The organism is Streptomyces sp. NPDC059861 (assembly GCF_042731435.1).
Lineage (GTDB): Bacteria > Actinomycetota > Actinomycetes > Streptomycetales > Streptomycetaceae > Streptomyces.
The window spans coordinates 1-16,292 of the sequence record NZ_JBHWJQ010000029.1 but is presented as its reverse complement, the minus strand read 5'-3'; the positions used below and the strand labels follow the sequence as shown (position 1 = coordinate 16,292).

The 16,292-nt window shown below is 72.1% G+C and carries 14 protein-coding genes and 1 tRNA gene; 11 read left to right on the top strand and 4 right to left on the bottom strand.

Annotated elements, in window-relative coordinates:
- Nucleotides 1-28: 28 nt before the first annotated feature.
- Nucleotides 29-102, top strand: a tRNA-Ala gene (locus tag ACFV6X_RS23970).
- 92 nt (nucleotides 103-194) lie between these two features.
- On the opposite strand, the gene ACFV6X_RS23965 is transcribed toward ACFV6X_RS23970, so the two are convergent.
- On the bottom strand, nucleotides 195-671 hold the full coding sequence (locus tag ACFV6X_RS23965) for a GNAT family N-acetyltransferase (RefSeq protein WP_385386581.1): 477 nt from the start codon (nucleotides 669-671) through the stop codon (nucleotides 195-197).
- A gap of 68 nt (nucleotides 672-739) precedes the next feature.
- On the opposite strand from ACFV6X_RS23965, the gene ACFV6X_RS23960 reads away from it, so the two are divergent.
- Complete coding sequence (locus ACFV6X_RS23960) at nucleotides 740-1,543, top strand: exodeoxyribonuclease III (protein WP_385386580.1); 804 nt, start codon at nucleotides 740-742, stop codon at nucleotides 1,541-1,543.
- A gap of 58 nt (nucleotides 1,544-1,601) precedes the next feature.
- Here ACFV6X_RS23960 and ACFV6X_RS23955 read toward each other — a convergent pair whose 3' ends face one another.
- Nucleotides 1,602-2,252 carry a MerR family transcriptional regulator gene (locus ACFV6X_RS23955; RefSeq protein ID WP_385386578.1) on the bottom strand — a complete coding sequence of 217 codons (651 nt, stop codon included), beginning with the start codon at nucleotides 2,250-2,252 and terminating at the stop codon, nucleotides 1,602-1,604.
- A 142-nt stretch (nucleotides 2,253-2,394) separates the two neighbouring features.
- On the opposite strand from ACFV6X_RS23955, the gene ACFV6X_RS23950 reads away from it, so the two are divergent.
- From ACFV6X_RS23950 to ACFV6X_RS23935, 4 genes are all read left to right on the top strand, one after another.
- Nucleotides 2,395-3,909, top strand: a complete 1,515-nt coding sequence (locus ACFV6X_RS23950; RefSeq protein ID WP_385386576.1) for a flavin-containing monooxygenase — start codon at nucleotides 2,395-2,397, stop codon at nucleotides 3,907-3,909.
- Complete coding sequence (locus ACFV6X_RS23945) at nucleotides 3,906-4,832, top strand: alpha/beta fold hydrolase (RefSeq protein ID WP_385386574.1); 927 nt, start codon at nucleotides 3,906-3,908, stop codon at nucleotides 4,830-4,832. The genes ACFV6X_RS23950 and ACFV6X_RS23945 overlap by 4 nt, the downstream gene beginning before the upstream one ends.
- Nucleotides 4,829-5,713, top strand: coding sequence for an SDR family oxidoreductase (locus ACFV6X_RS23940; RefSeq protein WP_385386572.1), 885 nt, complete (start codon nucleotides 4,829-4,831; stop codon nucleotides 5,711-5,713). The genes ACFV6X_RS23945 and ACFV6X_RS23940 overlap by 4 nt, the downstream gene beginning before the upstream one ends.
- A 75-nt stretch (nucleotides 5,714-5,788) precedes the next feature.
- Entirely contained in the window at nucleotides 5,789-5,983 is a 195-nt protein-coding gene (locus ACFV6X_RS23935) for a hypothetical protein (RefSeq protein WP_385386570.1), read from the top strand.
- Nucleotides 5,984-6,076: 93 nt separating this feature from the next.
- Here ACFV6X_RS23935 and ACFV6X_RS23930 read toward each other — a convergent pair whose 3' ends face one another.
- A complete protein-coding gene (locus ACFV6X_RS23930; protein ID WP_385386568.1) occupies nucleotides 6,077-9,316 on the bottom strand; it encodes a S41 family peptidase in 3,240 nt (1,079 codons plus the stop codon).
- Between the two features lie 188 nt (nucleotides 9,317-9,504).
- On the opposite strand from ACFV6X_RS23930, the gene ACFV6X_RS23925 reads away from it, so the two are divergent.
- From ACFV6X_RS23925 to ACFV6X_RS23910, 4 genes are all read left to right on the top strand, one after another.
- Nucleotides 9,505-10,107, top strand: coding sequence for a TetR/AcrR family transcriptional regulator (locus tag ACFV6X_RS23925; RefSeq protein WP_385386566.1), 603 nt, complete (start codon nucleotides 9,505-9,507; stop codon nucleotides 10,105-10,107).
- A 140-nt stretch (nucleotides 10,108-10,247) separates the two neighbouring features.
- The gene (locus ACFV6X_RS23920; protein WP_385386564.1) at nucleotides 10,248-12,461 is read left to right on the top strand and encodes an MMPL family transporter; all 2,214 of its coding nucleotides are present in this window, start codon (nucleotides 10,248-10,250) and stop codon (nucleotides 12,459-12,461) included.
- Nucleotides 12,462-12,625: 164 nt separating this feature from the next.
- Nucleotides 12,626-13,123, top strand: coding sequence for a YbaK/EbsC family protein (locus ACFV6X_RS23915; RefSeq protein ID WP_385386562.1), 498 nt, complete (start codon nucleotides 12,626-12,628; stop codon nucleotides 13,121-13,123).
- Nucleotides 13,120-13,959, top strand: coding sequence for an EamA family transporter (locus ACFV6X_RS23910; protein ID WP_385386560.1), 840 nt, complete (start codon nucleotides 13,120-13,122; stop codon nucleotides 13,957-13,959). The genes ACFV6X_RS23915 and ACFV6X_RS23910 overlap by 4 nt, the downstream gene beginning before the upstream one ends.
- A gap of 29 nt (nucleotides 13,960-13,988) precedes the next feature.
- On the opposite strand, the gene ACFV6X_RS23905 is transcribed toward ACFV6X_RS23910, so the two are convergent.
- The gene (locus tag ACFV6X_RS23905; RefSeq protein WP_385386558.1) at nucleotides 13,989-15,491 is read right to left on the bottom strand and encodes a metallophosphoesterase; all 1,503 of its coding nucleotides are present in this window, start codon (nucleotides 15,489-15,491) and stop codon (nucleotides 13,989-13,991) included.
- Between the two features lie 169 nt (nucleotides 15,492-15,660).
- Between ACFV6X_RS23905 and ACFV6X_RS23900 the strand changes: the two genes are divergently transcribed.
- A complete protein-coding gene (locus ACFV6X_RS23900; RefSeq protein ID WP_365453043.1) occupies nucleotides 15,661-15,936 on the top strand; it encodes a DUF1876 domain-containing protein in 276 nt (91 codons plus the stop codon).
- The last annotated feature ends 356 nt before the right edge of the window (nucleotides 15,937-16,292 follow it).

Below are 16,292 nucleotides of genomic sequence, written 5' to 3'. Positions count from 1 at the left end.
CGGGGTGCTAAAGTTTCACTCGTTGCAAGGGCCTGTGGCGCAGTCTGGTAGCGCACCTCGTTCGCATCGAGGGGGTCTGGGGTTCAAATCCCCACAGGTCCACGCACATAGAGCCCCGTCGGGATCCCGACGGGGCTCTGTCGCATGCCCTGTTGCACTCAGGGGCCCGGTGACGGGCCCTCAAGTGGCGCGCGTCACAGGGCCTTGGCGAAGCAGCGGCTCGACTCGTGGAAGCGGTAGTAGCCGAACTTGGCGCACGGCTCGTAGCCGCTGGACGTGTACAGAGCGATGGCCTCGGGCTGCTCGGTTCCGGTCTCCAGGACCATCCGGACGCGGCCGGCGCCGCGGGCGTCCTCCTCCAGTGCGGTGAGCATGCGCCGGGCGAGGCCCCGACCGCGCAGGTCCCTGATCACGTACATCCGCTTCAACTCGGCGTCGCCGTCCTCGTTGCCCTCGGCGTTCTTGTCCTGCCTGCGCCAGCCGCCGGTGGCGACCGGGCGGTCGGACTCGTCGTAGGCGATCAGGTACACGCCGTTCGGCGGCTGGAAGTCCGACGGGTCGAGGACGGTGGCGTCGCCGCCGTCGCCGTAGCGCTCGTGGTACTCGGCCTGGACCTCGTCGTTGAGCTTCACGGCGTCGGGGTGGTCGAAAGGGACGCGACGTATATTCATGCTGCGGATCGTACACCTATGCAAAATGGGAACCTGGACTCCGTCCAGTGTGCCGGTAAGGTGCCCCGGTGCTCACTGTGACTTCTGTGAATGTGAACGGGCTGCGGGCCGCCGCGAAGAAGGGCTTCGTGGAGTGGCTCGCCGGGACGCAAGCCGATGTGCTCTGCCTGCAGGAGGTGCGCGCCGAGCCGCAGCAGCTGCCCGAGCACGTGCGGGCGCCGGAGGGCTGGCACGTCGTGCACGCCCCCGCGGCCGCCAAGGGGCGCGCGGGTGTCTCCCTGTACACCCGGCGTGAGCCGGACGCCATGCGCGTCGGATTCGGGTCCACGGAGTTCGACGGCGGCGGGCGGTACGTCGAGGCCGACCTGCCCGGTGTGACGGTCGCCTCCCTGTATCTCCCGTCCGGCGAGGTCGGTACCGAGCGGCAGGACGAGAAGGTGCGCTTCATGGGCGAGTTCCTCGCCTACCTCAAGGACCTGCGGGAGCGGGCCGCCGCCGACGGGCGCGAGGTCGTCGTCTGCGGCGACTGGAACATCGCCCACCAGCAGGCCGACCTGAAGAACTGGCGCGGCAACACCAAGAACTCCGGCTTCCTCCCGGAGGAACGCGACTGGCTCACCACGGTGTTCGACACCCAGGCCGGCGGCTACGTCGACGTCGTGCGCGCCCTGCATCCGGACGTCGAGGGGCCGTACACCTGGTGGTCGTACCGGGGGCGGGCGTTCGACAATGATTCGGGATGGCGCATCGACTACCAGGTGGCCACGCCCGGGCTCGCGGAGCGGGCGGTCAAGGCGCAGGTGGAGCGGGCGGCCACCCATGGCGAGCGCTGGTCGGACCACGCGCCGGTGACGGTGGTCTACGACCGCTAGGCGCTGCGCGGCAGGGGCGGTGGTCCGCCGGTCGTCGGGCCCGGCGGGCGGCGGCTGCCTACGGTTCCTTGCGCATGCGGCGGTCCAGGGCCAGGGACAGTTCCGCCTCCACCACGCTGCGGGCCAGGGGGCGTAGGCGGGGCAGGTCCTCCTCGGGGGCGTGGCGGAGGATCAGGGTGGCGAAGAGTTCGGCGAGGGCGTCGGCGTGGGCGCGGACCTCCTTGCCCGCTCGGAGGACCTCCGCGAGCGGGATGCCCTCGCGGACCAGGGCCGAGGAGACGTCGAGCAGGCGGCGGCTGATGTGGACTATCTCGTCGCCGTCGGTGCCGAGGTAACCGAGGTCCATCGCGGCGGCCAAATTCTCCGGTGTGACCTCGCCCTCGAAGCGGGCGGCGAGTTCCTCGGGGGTGAGGCGGACCGGCTCCTCCTCGGTGGGGGCCCCGATGCCGACGCCGAGCAGGTCGGCGACGTCGCGGCCGTGGTCGAAGGCCTCGGCGAGTTCCGCGATGCCGTTAAGGGTGTGGCCGCGTTCCAGCAGCGCGCCGATGGTGCGCAGCCGGGCCAGGTGGTGGTCGTCGTACCAGGCGATGCGGCCCTCCCGGCGGGGCGGCGGGATCAGCTTGCGTTCGCGGTAGAAGCGCAGGGTGCGCACTGTGATGCCGGCCAGCCGGGCCAGCTCCTCCATGCGGTACTCACGCTTCTCGGTCACGTCCGCACCCTACGGTGTACCGCCGGTAACTTTCCTCGTGCCGACCCCTACCCATCAGTACGCCGCTCCTCTAGTCTCCCGATTGCGCCAGTGTTCACTGGCAGAGTTGCAGAGTCGCGGAACGGCATGGAGGGGCGTCGGTATGGCCGAGCACGAACATGTACGGGTGGCGGTGGTCGGGTCGGGCTTCGGCGGGCTCGGAGCCGCCGTGCGGCTTCGCCGCGAGGGGATCACCGACTTCGTCGTCCTGGAACGCGCCGGCAGCGTCGGCGGCACCTGGCGGGACAACAGCTACCCCGGGTGCGCGTGCGACGTGCCGTCCTATCTCTACTCGTTCTCCTTCGCGCCCAACCCCGAGTGGCCGCGCACCTTCTCCGGACAGGAGCACATCCGCGCCTACCTGGAGCACGTCACGGACGTCTTCGGGCTGCGCCCGCACCTCCGCCTCGACTCGGAGGTGAGGCGCATGGTCTGGGACGGCGACGAGCTGAGGTGGGTGATCGAGACCGCCTCCGGCACCCTCACCGCCGACCTCGTCGTCTCCGCCACCGGGCCGCTGTCCGACCCGAAGGTCCCCGACATCCCGGGCCTCGACACCTTCCCCGGCAAGGTGTTCCACTCCGCCCGCTGGGACCACGACGCCGACCTGCGCGGCAAGCGGGTCGCCATGGTCGGCACGGGCGCGTCCGCCATCCAGATCGTGCCCGCCATCCAGCCCGAGGTCGGCCGGCTCACCCTCTTCCAGCGCACCCCGCCCTGGGTCATGCCCCGCATGGACCGCGCGATCAGCGGTGCCGAGCGCCGACTGCACCGCGCCCTTCCGGTGACGGCCCGGCTCCGCCGCGGACTGCTCTGGGGGATCCGGGAGTTGCAGGTGCAGGCCTTCACCAAGCACCCGGGCGAGCTGGGCTTCGTGGAGCGGCTGGCGAAGCAGAACATGGCCCGGGCCATCAAGGACCCGGCCCTGCGCGCCAAGCTCACCCCGGACTACCGCATCGGCTGCAAGCGGATCCTGCTGTCCAGCGAGTACTACCCGGCGCTCGCCCGGCCGAATGTGGACGTCGTCGCGAGCGGGCTCGGCGAGATCCGCGGCTCGAGAGTCGTCGCGGCCGACGGCACCGAGGCCGAGGTCGACGCGATCATCTTCGGCACCGGCTTCCACGTCACGGACATGCCGATCGCCGAGCGGGTCGTCGGGGCGGAGGGCCGGACGCTCGCCGACGTCTGGAAGGGCGGCATGGAGGCCCTGCGCGGTGCCTCGGCCGCCGGATTCCCGAACTGGATGACGATCATCGGGCCCAACACCGGCCTCGGCAACTCGTCCATGATCCTGATGATCGAGTCCCAGCTGAACTATCTGGCGGACTACGTACGGCAGTTGGAGGTGCTCGGCGGGCGCGTTGCCCTCGACGCCCGGCCCGACGCCGTGAGCGCCTGGAACCACGGCGTGCAGGAGCGGATGAGGCGCACGGTGTGGAACACCGGCGGCTGCAACAGCTGGTACCTGGACGCGGCCGGCCGCAACACGACCATCTGGCCCGGTACGACGAGCGACTTCCGGCGCGCGACACGGCGCGTGGACCTCGGGGAGTACGAGGTGCTGCGCCCGCGCGCGGCCGAGGCCACCGAGGAGCCCGTGCGGGAGGCCCTCGCATGAGCCGCCTCATGCACGTCGCCTCCGGCCCCTACGCCCCGCCCGTCCCCGCGCGCGAACTGACGGTCACCTCCGCCGACGGCGCACCCCTGCATGTCGAGGTGCACGGACCCGACGGCGTGCCGGCCGTCGTCCTCGTCCACGGCTGGACCTGCTCCACCGCGTTCTGGGCCGCGCAGATCCGCGCCCTCGCCGCCGACCACCGCGTCATCGCCTACGACCAGCGCGGCCACGGCCGTAGCCCCGCGAGCCGCCTGTGCAGCACGCAGGTCCTCGCCGACGACCTGGAGGCCGTACTCGCCGCGACGCTCGCGCCCGGGGAGCGGGCGGTGATCGCCGGGCACTCCATGGGTGGCATGACGGTGATGGCGGCGGCCGGGCGGGAACGCTTCCGGGCGCACGTCGCGGCCGTCCTGCTGTGCAGCACGGGCAGTTCGCGGCTGGTCGCCGAGTCGACCGTGCTGCCGATGCGCGCGGGGCGGCTGCGGACGTGGCTGACCGGGCACATCCTCGGTTCCCGCGCGCCGCTCGGTCCGGTCACGGCGCCGGCGCGCAGGATCCTCAAGTACGCCACCATGGGCGCCGGTTCCGCCCCGCACATGGTGGAGGCGTGCGCCCGGATCGTGCACGCCTGCCCGCGCACCGTGCGTCACACCTGGTCGCGGGTGCTGGACCTGCTCGATCTCGACCACGGCGTGGGGCAGTTGCAGGTGCCCACCGCGGTCGTCGTCGGGACGGGGGACCGGCTCACGCCGCCGGTGCACGCCCGTGCGCTGGTCGCCGCGCTGCCGCGGTGCGTCGGGCTCACCGAGCTGCCCGGGCTCGGCCACATGACACCGGTGGAGGCTCCCGAGCTGATCACCGGCAGGATTCGCGAACTCGTCACTACGTACGCGCCGGAGGAACCGGTCAAGGAGGGCGCATGAGCAGGGTCAGCCTGGAGGGACAGGTCGCGGTCGTCACCGGGGCCGCGCGGGGCGTCGGGGAGTTGCTCGCCCGCAAGCTGTCGGCGCGCGGCGCCAAGGTGGCGCTGGTCGGCCTGGAGCCGGACGCGCTGAAGCAGGTCTCCGCGCGGCTGCACGGCGAGAGCGGGCACTGGTACGCCGATGTCACCGACCACGAGGCCATGGCGAAGGTCGCCCAGGAGGTCAAGGACCGTTTCGGCAAGGTCGACATCGTCGTCGCCAACGCGGGCGTCGCGAGCGGCGGGCCCTTCGCCGACTCCGATCCGCAGGCCTGGCGGCGGGTCATCGAGGTCAATCTGATCGGGTCCGCGGTGACCGCCCGCGCCTTCCTGCCGGTGCTCACCGAGAGCCGGGGCTATCTGCTCCAGGTCGCGTCCCTGGCCGCGATCACGCCGGCGCCGATGATGACCGCGTACTGCGCGTCCAAGTCGGGCGTGGAGGCGTACGCGCACAGTCTGCGCGCCGAGGTGGGCCATCAGGGCGTGACGGTGGGGGTCGCGTATCTGTCCTGGACCGACACCGACATGGTGCGTGGGGCCGATCAGGACGACGTCATGCGGGAGTTGAGGCAGCGGCTGCCCTGGCCGTCGAACAAGACCTATCCGCTCGGACCGGCCGTGGACCGCATCGTGGCCGGCATCGAGCGGCGGTCGAGCCACGTGTACGGACAGTGGTGGCTGCGCGGGATGCAGGGTGTGCGCGGGTACTTGCCGGCGCTCATCGGGACCGTGGGGCAGCGCGAGATGCGGCGGTTCGCGCCGCGGCTGCAGGGGATGCGTACGGGGCTCGTGGGCGCGGGTGGCGAGGCCGACGAACAGGCGCGGGCTACGCAGCGTAGTTGATCGAAATGCGTGGTGTGTCCGGGCGTGCAAATCTGGTCGAGCCCCATCCCTTACCCACAACGGGAGTGAAATCTCATGGGCATGAAGGACCAGTTCCAGGACAAGGCCGAGCGGATGCGCCAGCAGGCCAAGGAGCGCATGGGTCAGGAGAAGGACGAGCGGCGCGAGCGCCCCTCGGACCCCACGCCTGAGCGTGGCCGCCGCGACCAGGAGTCGGAGCGGGAGCGGCGTGAGGCCGAGGACCGCTTCGCGCAGGACTACGACGCCTAAGCGTGCGTGCGGCTTCACCCGATGACGCAGGGCGCCCTCTCCTTGGGGGCGCCCTGTGTTCGTGTCTTTCGAGGTGTGGGTGGTTCGGTCACGTCACGGCCGGGGCGGCAGCTTCGGCCTCGACCTGTCCGGGACCTGGCTGTAGTCGGGAGGCGTCGCCGCCGGCTCCGTCGTCAGCAGGTGCACGGCGAGTCGGACCGCGTCGTCGAGCTGGGCGTAGCGGCCCTCCGCCCAGTCGAGGGGGGTGCGCAGGGCCTCCACGTCGGGGGTGACGCCGTGGTTCTCGATGGACCAGCCGTAGGCGTCGAACCAGGCCGCGTTCATCGGCACCGTGATGATCGTGCCGTCGCCCAGCCGGTGCCGGCCGGTCATGCCGACGACGCCGCCCCAGGTGCGCTGGCCCACGACGGGGCCCAGCTTGAGGAGTTTGAAGGCGGCCGTGATCATGTCGCCGTCGGAGGACGTCGCCTCGTCCGCCAGCGCCACCACCGGCCCGCGCGGCGCGTTCGAGGTGTACGACACCGGCTGGGCGTCGCGGGTGAGGTCCCAGCCCAGGATCGTGCGGGTCAGCTTCTCGATGACCAGCTCACTGATGTGACCGCCCGCGTTGCCCCGCACGTCCACGATCAGCGCGGGCCGGGAGACCTCCATGCGCAGGTCGCGGTTGAACTGGGCCCAGCCGGAGCCGCCCATGTCGGGGATGTGCAGATAGCCGCACCGGCCGCCGCTCAACTCCCGGACCACCGCCCGGCGTTTGGCCACCCAGTCCTGGTAGCGCAGCGGACGCTCGTCGAGGAGCGGGACGACGGCCACCCGCCGGGAGCGTCCCTCGCCCTCGGCCGGGGTGAAGGTCAGCTCCACCGTCGTACCGCCCGCGCCCGCGAGGAGCGGGTAGGGGCCGGTCAGCGGGTCGACCGGGCGGCCGTCCACGTGGGTCAGGATCGCGCCCTCGCGGATGCCGGAACCGGCCAGCGGGGAGCGTGCCTTGGAGTCGGAGGAGTCGCCGGGGAGGATACGCGCGACGGTCCAGCCGCTGTCGCGCTGGACGAAGTTGGCGCCGAGCAGGCCCTGCCGGCGCTGGTAGTGGGGCGGGCCCTCGTTGCGGCGGGCGGCGGTGACGTAGGCGTGGGAGGTGCCGAGTTCGCCGAGCAGCTCGCGGAGCAGGTCGGCGAACTCGTCCGGCGAGGCGACCCGGTCCACCAGCGGCCGGTACTGGTCCAGCACCGCGTCCCAGTCGATCCCGCACATCTGCGGCTCCCAGAAGTAGGCGCGGATCAGCCGCCCCGCCTCCTCGTACGACTGGCGCCACTCGGCGCCCGGGTCGACCTCGTGCATGATGCGGCGCAGGTCGATCCAGGTCGTCGTGTCGCTGTCGCCGGACTCGGTGGACGGCACGGCGCGCAGGTCGCCCTCGTCGACCACGACGAGGCGGGTGCCGTCGCCGCTGACGGTGAACCAGTCGAGGTGTTCGACGAGTTCGGACTTCTTGGCCTTGACGATGTTGAAGTACTCCAGGGTGGGGCGACCGCTGGTGTCGTCCGGGTTGACGAAGGTCTCGCCGAGCGCGCCCGAGATCGGCCAGCGCAGCCAGACCAGCCCGCCGCCGGCGACCGGGTACAGCCCCGAGTACTTGGAGGCGGCGACCGGGAAGGGCGTCACCCGGCTCTCCAGGCCCTCGACCTCGACCGTCACCGCGCCGCCCTCCCCACCCTCGGCGCCGGCCTCGTCCTCGACCGGGTCCATCCCCCCGGCGGCCGGGCGCCCGTCGGGGCTCAGCGCGAAGGGGGAGGGGGTGGCCGACGTCAGCGGGACCAGGTACGGGCGGCAGCCCAGCGGGAAGGAGAGGTCGCCGGTGTGGACGTCGTACACCGGGTCGAAGCCGCGCCAGGAGAGGAAGGCGAGATAGCGGCCGTCGCGGGTGAAGACCGGGTTCTCGTCCTCGAAGCGGCCGTTGGTCAGGTCGACGATGAAACGGTCCTTGATCCGGGCCAGTTTGATCTGGCGCAGGGACCGGCCGATGCCCGGATGCGACCAGGTGAGCCATGAGCCGTCCGGCGAGAACGCGAGGTCCCGGACCGGCCCGTTGATCGACCGGATCAGCTCGGTCACCGCGCCGTTGGACTCCTCGGTCGCGTCGAGCAGCAGCAGCCGTCCGTCGTGCGCGGCGAGGGCGAGCCGCTCGCCCTCCGGGTCGGAGACCATCTCCAGCACCCGGCCGAGTTCCCCCTGGGCCAGCCGCCGCGGCTCGCGGTCGCCGGTGGCGCGCGGCAGATAGGCGATCTCGATCGCGTCCTCGCCCTCGGCGTCCGTGACGTAGGCGACCTGGCCGCCGGAGCCGAGCATCTCCGGAAGCCGTACCCGTACGCCGGGGGTGTCGGTGATGGTGCGGGCGGGGCCGTCGCGATGCGTGAGCCAGTACAGGCTGCCGCGCACGACCACCGCGCTCGCGCGCCCGGTCTCGTCGACCGAGATGCCGTCCACGTGGTGCGCGGCGGGCACCTGGTAGGTACGACGGCCCGCGCGCGGACCGCTCAGGCGCACGTCGAGGCGGCGGGGCGCCGAGTCGGCGGCGAGGTCGTCGACGAGCCACAGGTCCCCGGCGCACTGGTAGACCACGCGCGTTCCGTCGCTGGCGGCGTGCCGGGCGTAGAAGGCGTCGTGGTCGGTGTGCCGGCGCAGGTCGGAGCCGTCGTACGCGCAGGAGTAGAGGTTGCCGACGCCCTCGTGGTCGGAGAGGAAGGCGACCCGGCCGCCGACGAACATCGGGGAGTGCAGATGGCCGTGGAGGTCGGCGAGCAGACGGGTGCCGTGCAGCCAGAGGCGGCCCATGGCGCCGCCGCGGTAGCGCTTCCAGGAGGCCGGTTCGTGGGGCGGGGTGCCGGTGAGCAGGAGGGTGCGGCGCTCGCCGTCGATGTCGGCGACCTGGAGGTCCGTGACCGGGCCCCAGGGCAGTTTGCGGCCCGGGCAGCCGTCCGTGGAGACCTTGTAGGCCCAGGTGAAGTGCGAGAACGGCTCCCCGTGCGAGGCGACGGCGAGGATGTCGCCGTCCGGGGCCCAGCCGCACACCTGGGTGTCCGGGCTGCCCCAGTAGCTGAGCCGGGGGCCGCTGCCGCCCTCCGTCGGCACCAGGTACAGCTCGGGCACGAGACTGCGCCAGCTCGTGTACGCGATCCGGCGGCCGTCCGGGGAGAAGCGCGGGTGGCCGATCTTGGTGCGGTCGACGGTGAGCCGCCAGGCGCGGCCCGGCCCGTCGAGAGGGGCCAGCCAGAGGTCGTCCTCGGCGACGAAGCACAGCAGGTCACCGCTGAGGTGGGGCAGACGCAGATAGGTCACCTACCCATGCTTCGCCCGGGGGGCGGACCGGAGCAAGTCGTGCAAAAACGGCCACTCGGGTGGGCGGCGCGCGCCGCGTGACCGGCGACACGTACGAAACGGTTTCGTTTCTGAACGGGCTGCGCTACATTCTTCCTGTACGAAACGGTGTCGTACGGAGATCGTCGCGAGCAGGAAGGGTGAGTCGCGTGGCCGAGGTCGCAACGACGCGTCGCAGCCGGATCACACCCGAGCGCGAGGCCGAGTTGTACGAGGCCGTGCTCGACCTGCTCCGGGAAGTCGGCTACGACGCGCTCACCATGGACGCCGTGGCCGCCCGTACGAAGTCCAGCAAGGCGACGCTCTACCGCCAGTGGGGCGGCAAGGCCGAGCTGGTGGCCAAGGCGATCCGGCACAACAAGCCGGGCGGCAGCATCGCGGACGTCGACACCGGCACCCTGCGGGGCGACTTCCACGCCCTGCTGGCCCACGAGGACGACTGCACCATGGAGCAGAACGCCGCGCTGATGCGGGGTCTGGCCATGGCGGCGCACACCAACCCGGACCTGCTGAAGGCGTTCAGGGAACTGCTGGTGGAGCCCGAGGCGCAGGAGTTCCGCAGGATGGTCCAGCGGGCGATCGACCGGGGCGAGGTCCGGGCGGACAACCCGGCGCTGGACTACGTCGTGCACATGATGCTCGGCGCGTTCGCCACCCGTGCGCTGATCGACGACCTGCCGCCGACGAGGGACTTCCTCACCTCCTACATCGACGCCGTGGTCCTCCCCGCCCTCGGCGTTCCCACTCTCTGAGCACCCCCTCAGTCAGTACCAGCACCCCTGCCTGAACCTGACGCGCCCGCTCACGTCGTCGGGACGATCACCCCTGCCTCCCCGCCGGGTGATCACCCCTGCCCTGAACCACCCCACGACCTGACCGGGAGATCGCCCTCGTGGCCACGTTTCTCTACAAACTCGGCCGGCTCGCCTTCAGGCGACGGCATTTCGTCGCCCTGATCTGGGTGGCGCTGCTGACCCTCGCCGGTGTCGGCGCGGCCAGCGCGCCCACCGCCGGCACCACGTCCTTCTCGATTCCCGGCACCGAGGCCCAGAAGGCCTTCGACCTGCTGGAGGAACGCTTCCCCGGGATGAGCGCCGACGGGGCGACCGCGCGGGTCGTCTTCAAGGCGCCGGCCGGTGAGAAGATGACCGACGCCGGCAACAAGGCGACCGTCGAGGAGACCGTCCGGGAGCTCTCCGACGGTTCCGAGGTCGCCGCCGTCGCCGACCCGTACGCCGCGAAGGCGGTCAGCAAGGACGGCGCGATCGCGTACGCGCAGGTCACCTACAAGGTCTCCGGCATGGAGCTTGCCGACTCGTCCCGTGAGGCCCTCGAAGAGGCCGCGCAGGAAGCGCGGGAGGCCGGGCTGACCGTCGAGGTCGGCGGCGACGCGCTGCAGACGACGCCCGAGACGGGGTCCACGGAGATCATCGGCATCGCGATCGCGGCGGTGGTCCTGGTCATCACCTTCGGCTCGCTGCTCGCGGCCGGGCTGCCGCTGCTGACGGCGATCATCGGCGTCGGCATCGGGGTCGCGACGATCACCGCGCTGGCGAGCACGCTGGACCTGGGTTCGACGACGTCGACGCTGGCCACCATGATCGGCCTCGCGGTCGGCATCGACTACGCGCTGTTCATCGTCTCCCGCTACCGGGCGGAACTGGCCGAGGGCCGGGAGCGCGAGGAGGCCGCCGGCCGGGCGGTCGGCACGGCGGGCTCGGCGGTGGTCTTCGCCGGCCTCACGGTCGTGATCGCGCTGGTGGGGCTCGCCGTCGTCAACATCCCGATGCTCACGAAGATGGGCGTCGCGGCGGCGGGCACGGTGGGCATCGCCGTACTGATCGCGTTGACGATGATTCCGGCGCTGCTCGGCTACGCGGGCCGCAAGGTGCGTCCGGCGGGGGAGAAGAGCAAGCTGCTCGGCGGCGGCCGTGCCTCCGCCGCGCGCAAGCAGGGCCGTCCCAACATGGGCACGCGCTGGGCGAGCTTCGTCGTACGGCGTCCGGTCGCCGTCCTGCTGCTGGGTGTGCTCGGCCTCGGTGCCGCGGCCGTCCCGGCGACCTCGCTCGAACTGGGCCTGCCCGACGACGGCTCGCAGCCGACGTCGACGACGCAGCGCCGGGCGTACGACCTGCTCTCGGACGGCTTCGGTCCCGGCTTCAACGGCCCGCTGATGATCGTGGTCGACGCGAAGTCGAGCGACGACGCCGAGGGCGCGTTCGGTGAGGTGGCCGACGAGATCAAGGGCCTGGAGAACGTGGTGACGGTGACCCCGCCGGCGCCCAACAAGGCCGGTGACACGGCGACGATCACCGTGATCCCCGACTCCAAGCCGTCGTCGGTGACCACCGAGGAACTGGTGCACTCCATCCGCGACGCGGGCACCGGGATCAAGGCGGACACGAACGCGGAGGTGCTGGTCACCGGCGCGACGGCGATGAACATCGACGTCTCCCAGAAGCTGAACGACGCGCTGGTCCCGTATCTGATCCTGGTCGTGGGCCTGGCGTTCCTGCTCCTGATCGTGGTCTTCCGCTCGATCCTGGTCCCGCTCAAGGCGGCGCTCGGCTTCCTGCTGAGCGTGATGGCGGCGCTCGGCGCCGTGGTGGCGGTCTTCCAGTGGGGCTGGTTCGCCGGCCTGATGGGCGTCGAGGAGACCGGCCCCGTCATGTCGATGATGCCGATCTTCATGGTCGGCGTGGTCTTCGGCCTGGCGATGGACTACGAGGTGTTCCTCGTGACCCGGATGCGGGAGGCGTACGTCCACGGGGAGAAGCCCAGTCAGGCGGTGGTGACCGGGTTCCGGCACGGCGCGCGGGTGGTCACGGCGGCGGCGGTGATCATGATGGCGGTCTTCGCGGGCTTCATCGGCTCCAGCGAGGCCATGGTCAAGATGATCGGCTTCGGCCTGGCGATCGCGGTCTTCTTCGACGCCTTCGTCGTCCGCATGGCGATCGTCCCGGCGGTCCTGGCGCTGCTCGGCAAGAAGGCCTGGTGGCTCCCGAAGTGGCTGGACCGCGCACTGCCCGACGTCGACGTCGAGGGTGAGGGCCTGCGCACGAAGACGGACCGCGACGACGAGGACCGGGAACTGGTCCACGCCTGACAGCTCCCTGAGAGCAGGCCGGTGAGGGCCCCGTGGGGACGGGGTTTGCCCTCACCGGCCTTTTCATGCCTGGCGGGCGGCCTCGGGTCGTCTCCGACGGTGACGCGTCCTGCTGAGGGGTAACCCGGTCGCGTGTGTCGTACACGGGCCGCTAGCGTGCCGGGATGACCACTTCGGAATCAGGAGTTCACCCACGGTTCGGTGCCGCGCTCGACGCGTTGGGGCTCGGTGATGTGCGGGGGCGGGTCCGGCGTTTTCCCGAGGCCACGCGGACCGCGGCCGAGGCTGCCGCCGCCGTCGGATGCGAGCTCAGCCAGATCTGCAAGTCGCTCGTCTTCGGTGCCGACGGGGTGCCGGTGCTGGTGCTGATGGACGGGGCCTCCCGCGTCGACGTGGAGCTGGTGCGCCAGGAGCTCGGCGCCGGGAAGGTCACCCGGGTCGGTGCCGACGTCGTACGGGAGACCACCGGGTACGCCATCGGCGGGGTGCCGCCGTTCGGGCACCTGAGCAGGACGCGGGTGCTCGCGGACCGGTCGCTGCTCGACCACGACCTGGTGTGGGCGGCGGCCGGGACGCCGTACACCGTCTTCCCGATGGAACCCAAGGCCCTGATCGCCCACGCCGGCGGCACCCTGGTGGACGTCCGCGAGCGCGCTGCGTGACCCCGCTGGTCACCGCGGCCGTCCTGCTCGCCGCCGTCACGCACGCCAGCTGGAACGCCATCGCCCACCGCATCACCGACAAGCTCGTCGGGTTCACGCTGATCTCGGGCGGCGGGCTGGTCATCGGCCTCGTGCTGCTGCCGTTCGTGGCGGTACCGGCGGCCGCAGCGTGGCCGTATCTGCTGCTGTCGGCCGCGCTGCACATCGCCTACTACGCGCTGCTGATGAAGTCCTTCCGGCTCGGCGACTTCGGGCAGGCCTATCCGATCGCCCGCGGCAGCGCACCGCTCATGGTCACCGTGCTGGCCGCGATCTTCGCGCACGAGATTCCCGACGGCTGGGTGGTCGCCGGGATCGCGCTGAGCTGCACGGGGCTGACCGGCGCCGCGCTGTGGGGGCTGCGCGGGCGGCAGCCCGACTGGCCCGCGATCGGGGCCGCACTGGCGACCGGACTGTCCATCGCCGTGTACACGGTCGTGGACGGTCTTGGCGTACGGGCCTCGGGCTCGGCCTTCGGGTACGTGGCGTGGCTGATGGCGGTGCAGGGGGTCGTCATCCCGGCGTACGCGCTGTGCGTCTGGCGCACCCGGACCGTGGCGCGCCTGCGGCCCTTCCTCGGACCGGGGCTGCTGGGCGCCGCCCTGTCCGTGGGTGCCTACGCCCTGATCCTGTGGGCGCAGACCCGCGCCGAACTCGCGCCCATCGCCGCCCTGCGCGAGTCGTCGGTCATCGTGGGCGCGGCCATCGGTGCCGTGGTCTTCAAGGAACGGTTCGGGGCGGCCCGGATCGCCGCCGCGGGACTGCTGGTCGTGGGGATGGGGCTCATGCTGGCGTGATCGCGCCGGTGGGGCGCGACGCCGTCGCGCTACGCCGCCGCGAGCCGACCCGGCACGGGGTCCCTCGGCGTCGGGCGGGTGACGCCCGAGAGGTCGTGGGCCGCGACGCTGTTGCGGTCCGTCACCGAGTGGCCCAGCGCGTGGTGCACCCACAGGCCACCCGCCACCCGGCGGCCGCGCTCCACCCAGGCACGGGCCGCCGTGTCCCGGGGCGTGTAGTGGTTCAGGGCGTATCCGGCCGTGTGCAGGCGCAGCAGGCTGAAGCCGCCCGGATAGTCCTTCACCGCGCTGACCTCCTGGAACGTGACGTGCGGCGCCTCGTCCAGGACCGTGCGCTTGTTGCGGTGGGTGTGGCCGGCGTGATGCAGGAAGACACCCCGCGCGGCGGCGTAGGCCGCGAGGATCGCGCGGGCCTGGGCGCGGGCCAGGCGCTGGCCCGCGCTCACCGGGAACAGGGACTGCCGCACGGTCAGTGGATGGTGGCCGAAAACGAGCGTCGGCTGGTCCCGCGTCTCCCGCAGCCGGGCTCGCAGCCACGCCCGCTGCTCCGCACCCATCCCGCCCGCGTCGCCGCCGGTACCCGTCCTCTCGTAGGTGTCGAGGCCGATGATCCGCAGGCCGCAGACCTCACGGGCGAAGTAGGTGGCCTCGCCTGTGGCGGAGCCGAACGCCCGGTGGAAGGGGTCGCCGCCGGGGCCCGCCCGGTCGTGGTTGCCCCGTACGACGAAGTAGTCCCGTCCGTGGGCACCGAAACCGTCCAGGATGCGCCGCGCCGTCGCCAGGTCGCGCGGCGCGCCGCCCGCCGAGATGTCCCCGGCGGCCAGCAGCAGGTCCGCCCCGCGCCGCAGGGCCTCCGCGACCACGGCGCGGCTCATGATCTCCGGATACGGGTCGCGGCCCGGCGCCTGGGAGACACCGCGCAGGAACGGGAGCCCGGCCACCAGGCCCGCCGTCGTCTCGCCCAGGTGCAGGTCGTTGCAGAGGGCGATCGACAGCAGATGGCGGCCCGGCGGGGGCTGGGGTGTGGTGAAGGAGTACGGGCCCGCGGGCGTGCCCAGGCCGTGCGGCGAGGTGCCCACCGCGTTGCCGCCGGCCAGGTGCAGGGGGGTGGGAGCGGCGGGGACGCCCCGGGAACGGGCCTGGTAGTAGTACGTCCGGCCCGGCTCCAGGTCCGTCAGTTCGATCTGGTGGTGGGCGGTCGGGCGGTCCTCGCCGGCGACCCGGTCCAGCCGCGCCGGGTGGGTGCCGTACACCACCTCGCCCTCGGTGGGCGCCGGGATCATCTGGCCGAGCCCGTCGTCGGTGCCGGGCACACCCGTGAACCAGGTGAGCACGGCGTGGTCCTCGGCCAGCGTGACCAGTTCCAGCTGCACCGCGGCGACGGGGCCGGAGTGCCGGGTGCGCAGGCCGTGCAGGACGACGGGGGCCAGCAGGGCGGCGGAGCGCAGGACGTGGTGGGGAGGGGGGAGCGCGGAGAGGGCTCCGAGGGCTGAGCGGGCGGCTTGGGGAGCGGCGGTCAGGCAGCAGCGCATAGAGCCTTCGTGCCCGGCGGCAGTGAACGGCGGCCGTGGTCGCGGCGGCGTACCCGGGTCCGGAACACGTCAGGAGCGACGGGAACGCGACAAGCCGGGCACTCCGGGAGCACCCTGGAAGCAACCGGCAACGGCTGAGCCTGGAGACAGGTGTCCGGAGGTGATCGTCATGATGCACACCACGGTGGGATGGCATGTCGAGCTGGAGTTCCAGGAGGACGACACCCACACCAGGGCGGCGGCGCTGGTGCGGCTGCCCGACGGGACCGAGGTACGGGCCCACGGACACGCGGCCCGGCACCACACCGACTCCCAACAGCCGCGGGTGGGGGAGGAGATCGCCGGGGCGAGGGCGTTGAACGAACTGGCCATGCGCCTGCTGACCAAGGCGCACGACGAGATCGACTCGGCGTCGGGGCGCACGTCGCACCCGATTCACGTCTGATCCGCGTCCCGCGCGAACCGACCGCCAGGCGCGTGGCGGCATCCGGAGCGGGTTGACTTCCGCGAAGGAGGGCTGTCACGCTCTTGGCGGCGGTTGATGTGTGCCCCCGAGCGCCCCCTTGGCGGGCCAGGGCTTCCCGTCGGCTGATCCTTCTCTTTTCCTTGTGCACCGCCTCATGCTGTCGACACCGCGCGGCAGGCCCTCCGGCCTGCCGCGCGGTGTTTTTTCATGCCGCGCGAAGGAGAGATCCGTGACCATCCCCACCCACCGACCCCAGGAGAGCGTGGGCCCCCCCGACCCGCGGGGGCGCCCCCGCGCCCCGGGGGGGGGGCGGGGGGGGGGGCGCGGGAAAGCGG

Coding starts and splice junctions, on each gene's coding strand:
- ACFV6X_RS23965 (WP_385386581.1), bottom strand. CDS start 671: ATGAATATACGTCGCGTCCCTTTCGACCACCCCGACGCCGTGAAGCTC.
- ACFV6X_RS23950 (WP_385386576.1), top strand. CDS start 2,395: ATGGCCGAGCACGAACATGTACGGGTGGCGGTGGTCGGGTCGGGCTTC.
- ACFV6X_RS23945 (WP_385386574.1), top strand. CDS start 3,906: ATGAGCCGCCTCATGCACGTCGCCTCCGGCCCCTACGCCCCGCCCGTC.
- ACFV6X_RS23940 (WP_385386572.1), top strand. CDS start 4,829: ATGAGCAGGGTCAGCCTGGAGGGACAGGTCGCGGTCGTCACCGGGGCC.
- ACFV6X_RS23935 (WP_385386570.1), top strand. CDS start 5,789: ATGGGCATGAAGGACCAGTTCCAGGACAAGGCCGAGCGGATGCGCCAG.
- ACFV6X_RS23915 (WP_385386562.1), top strand. CDS start 12,626: ATGACCACTTCGGAATCAGGAGTTCACCCACGGTTCGGTGCCGCGCTC.
- ACFV6X_RS23905 (WP_385386558.1), bottom strand. CDS start 15,491: ATGCGCTGCTGCCTGACCGCCGCTCCCCAAGCCGCCCGCTCAGCCCTC.
- ACFV6X_RS23900 (WP_365453043.1), top strand. CDS start 15,661: ATGATGCACACCACGGTGGGATGGCATGTCGAGCTGGAGTTCCAGGAG.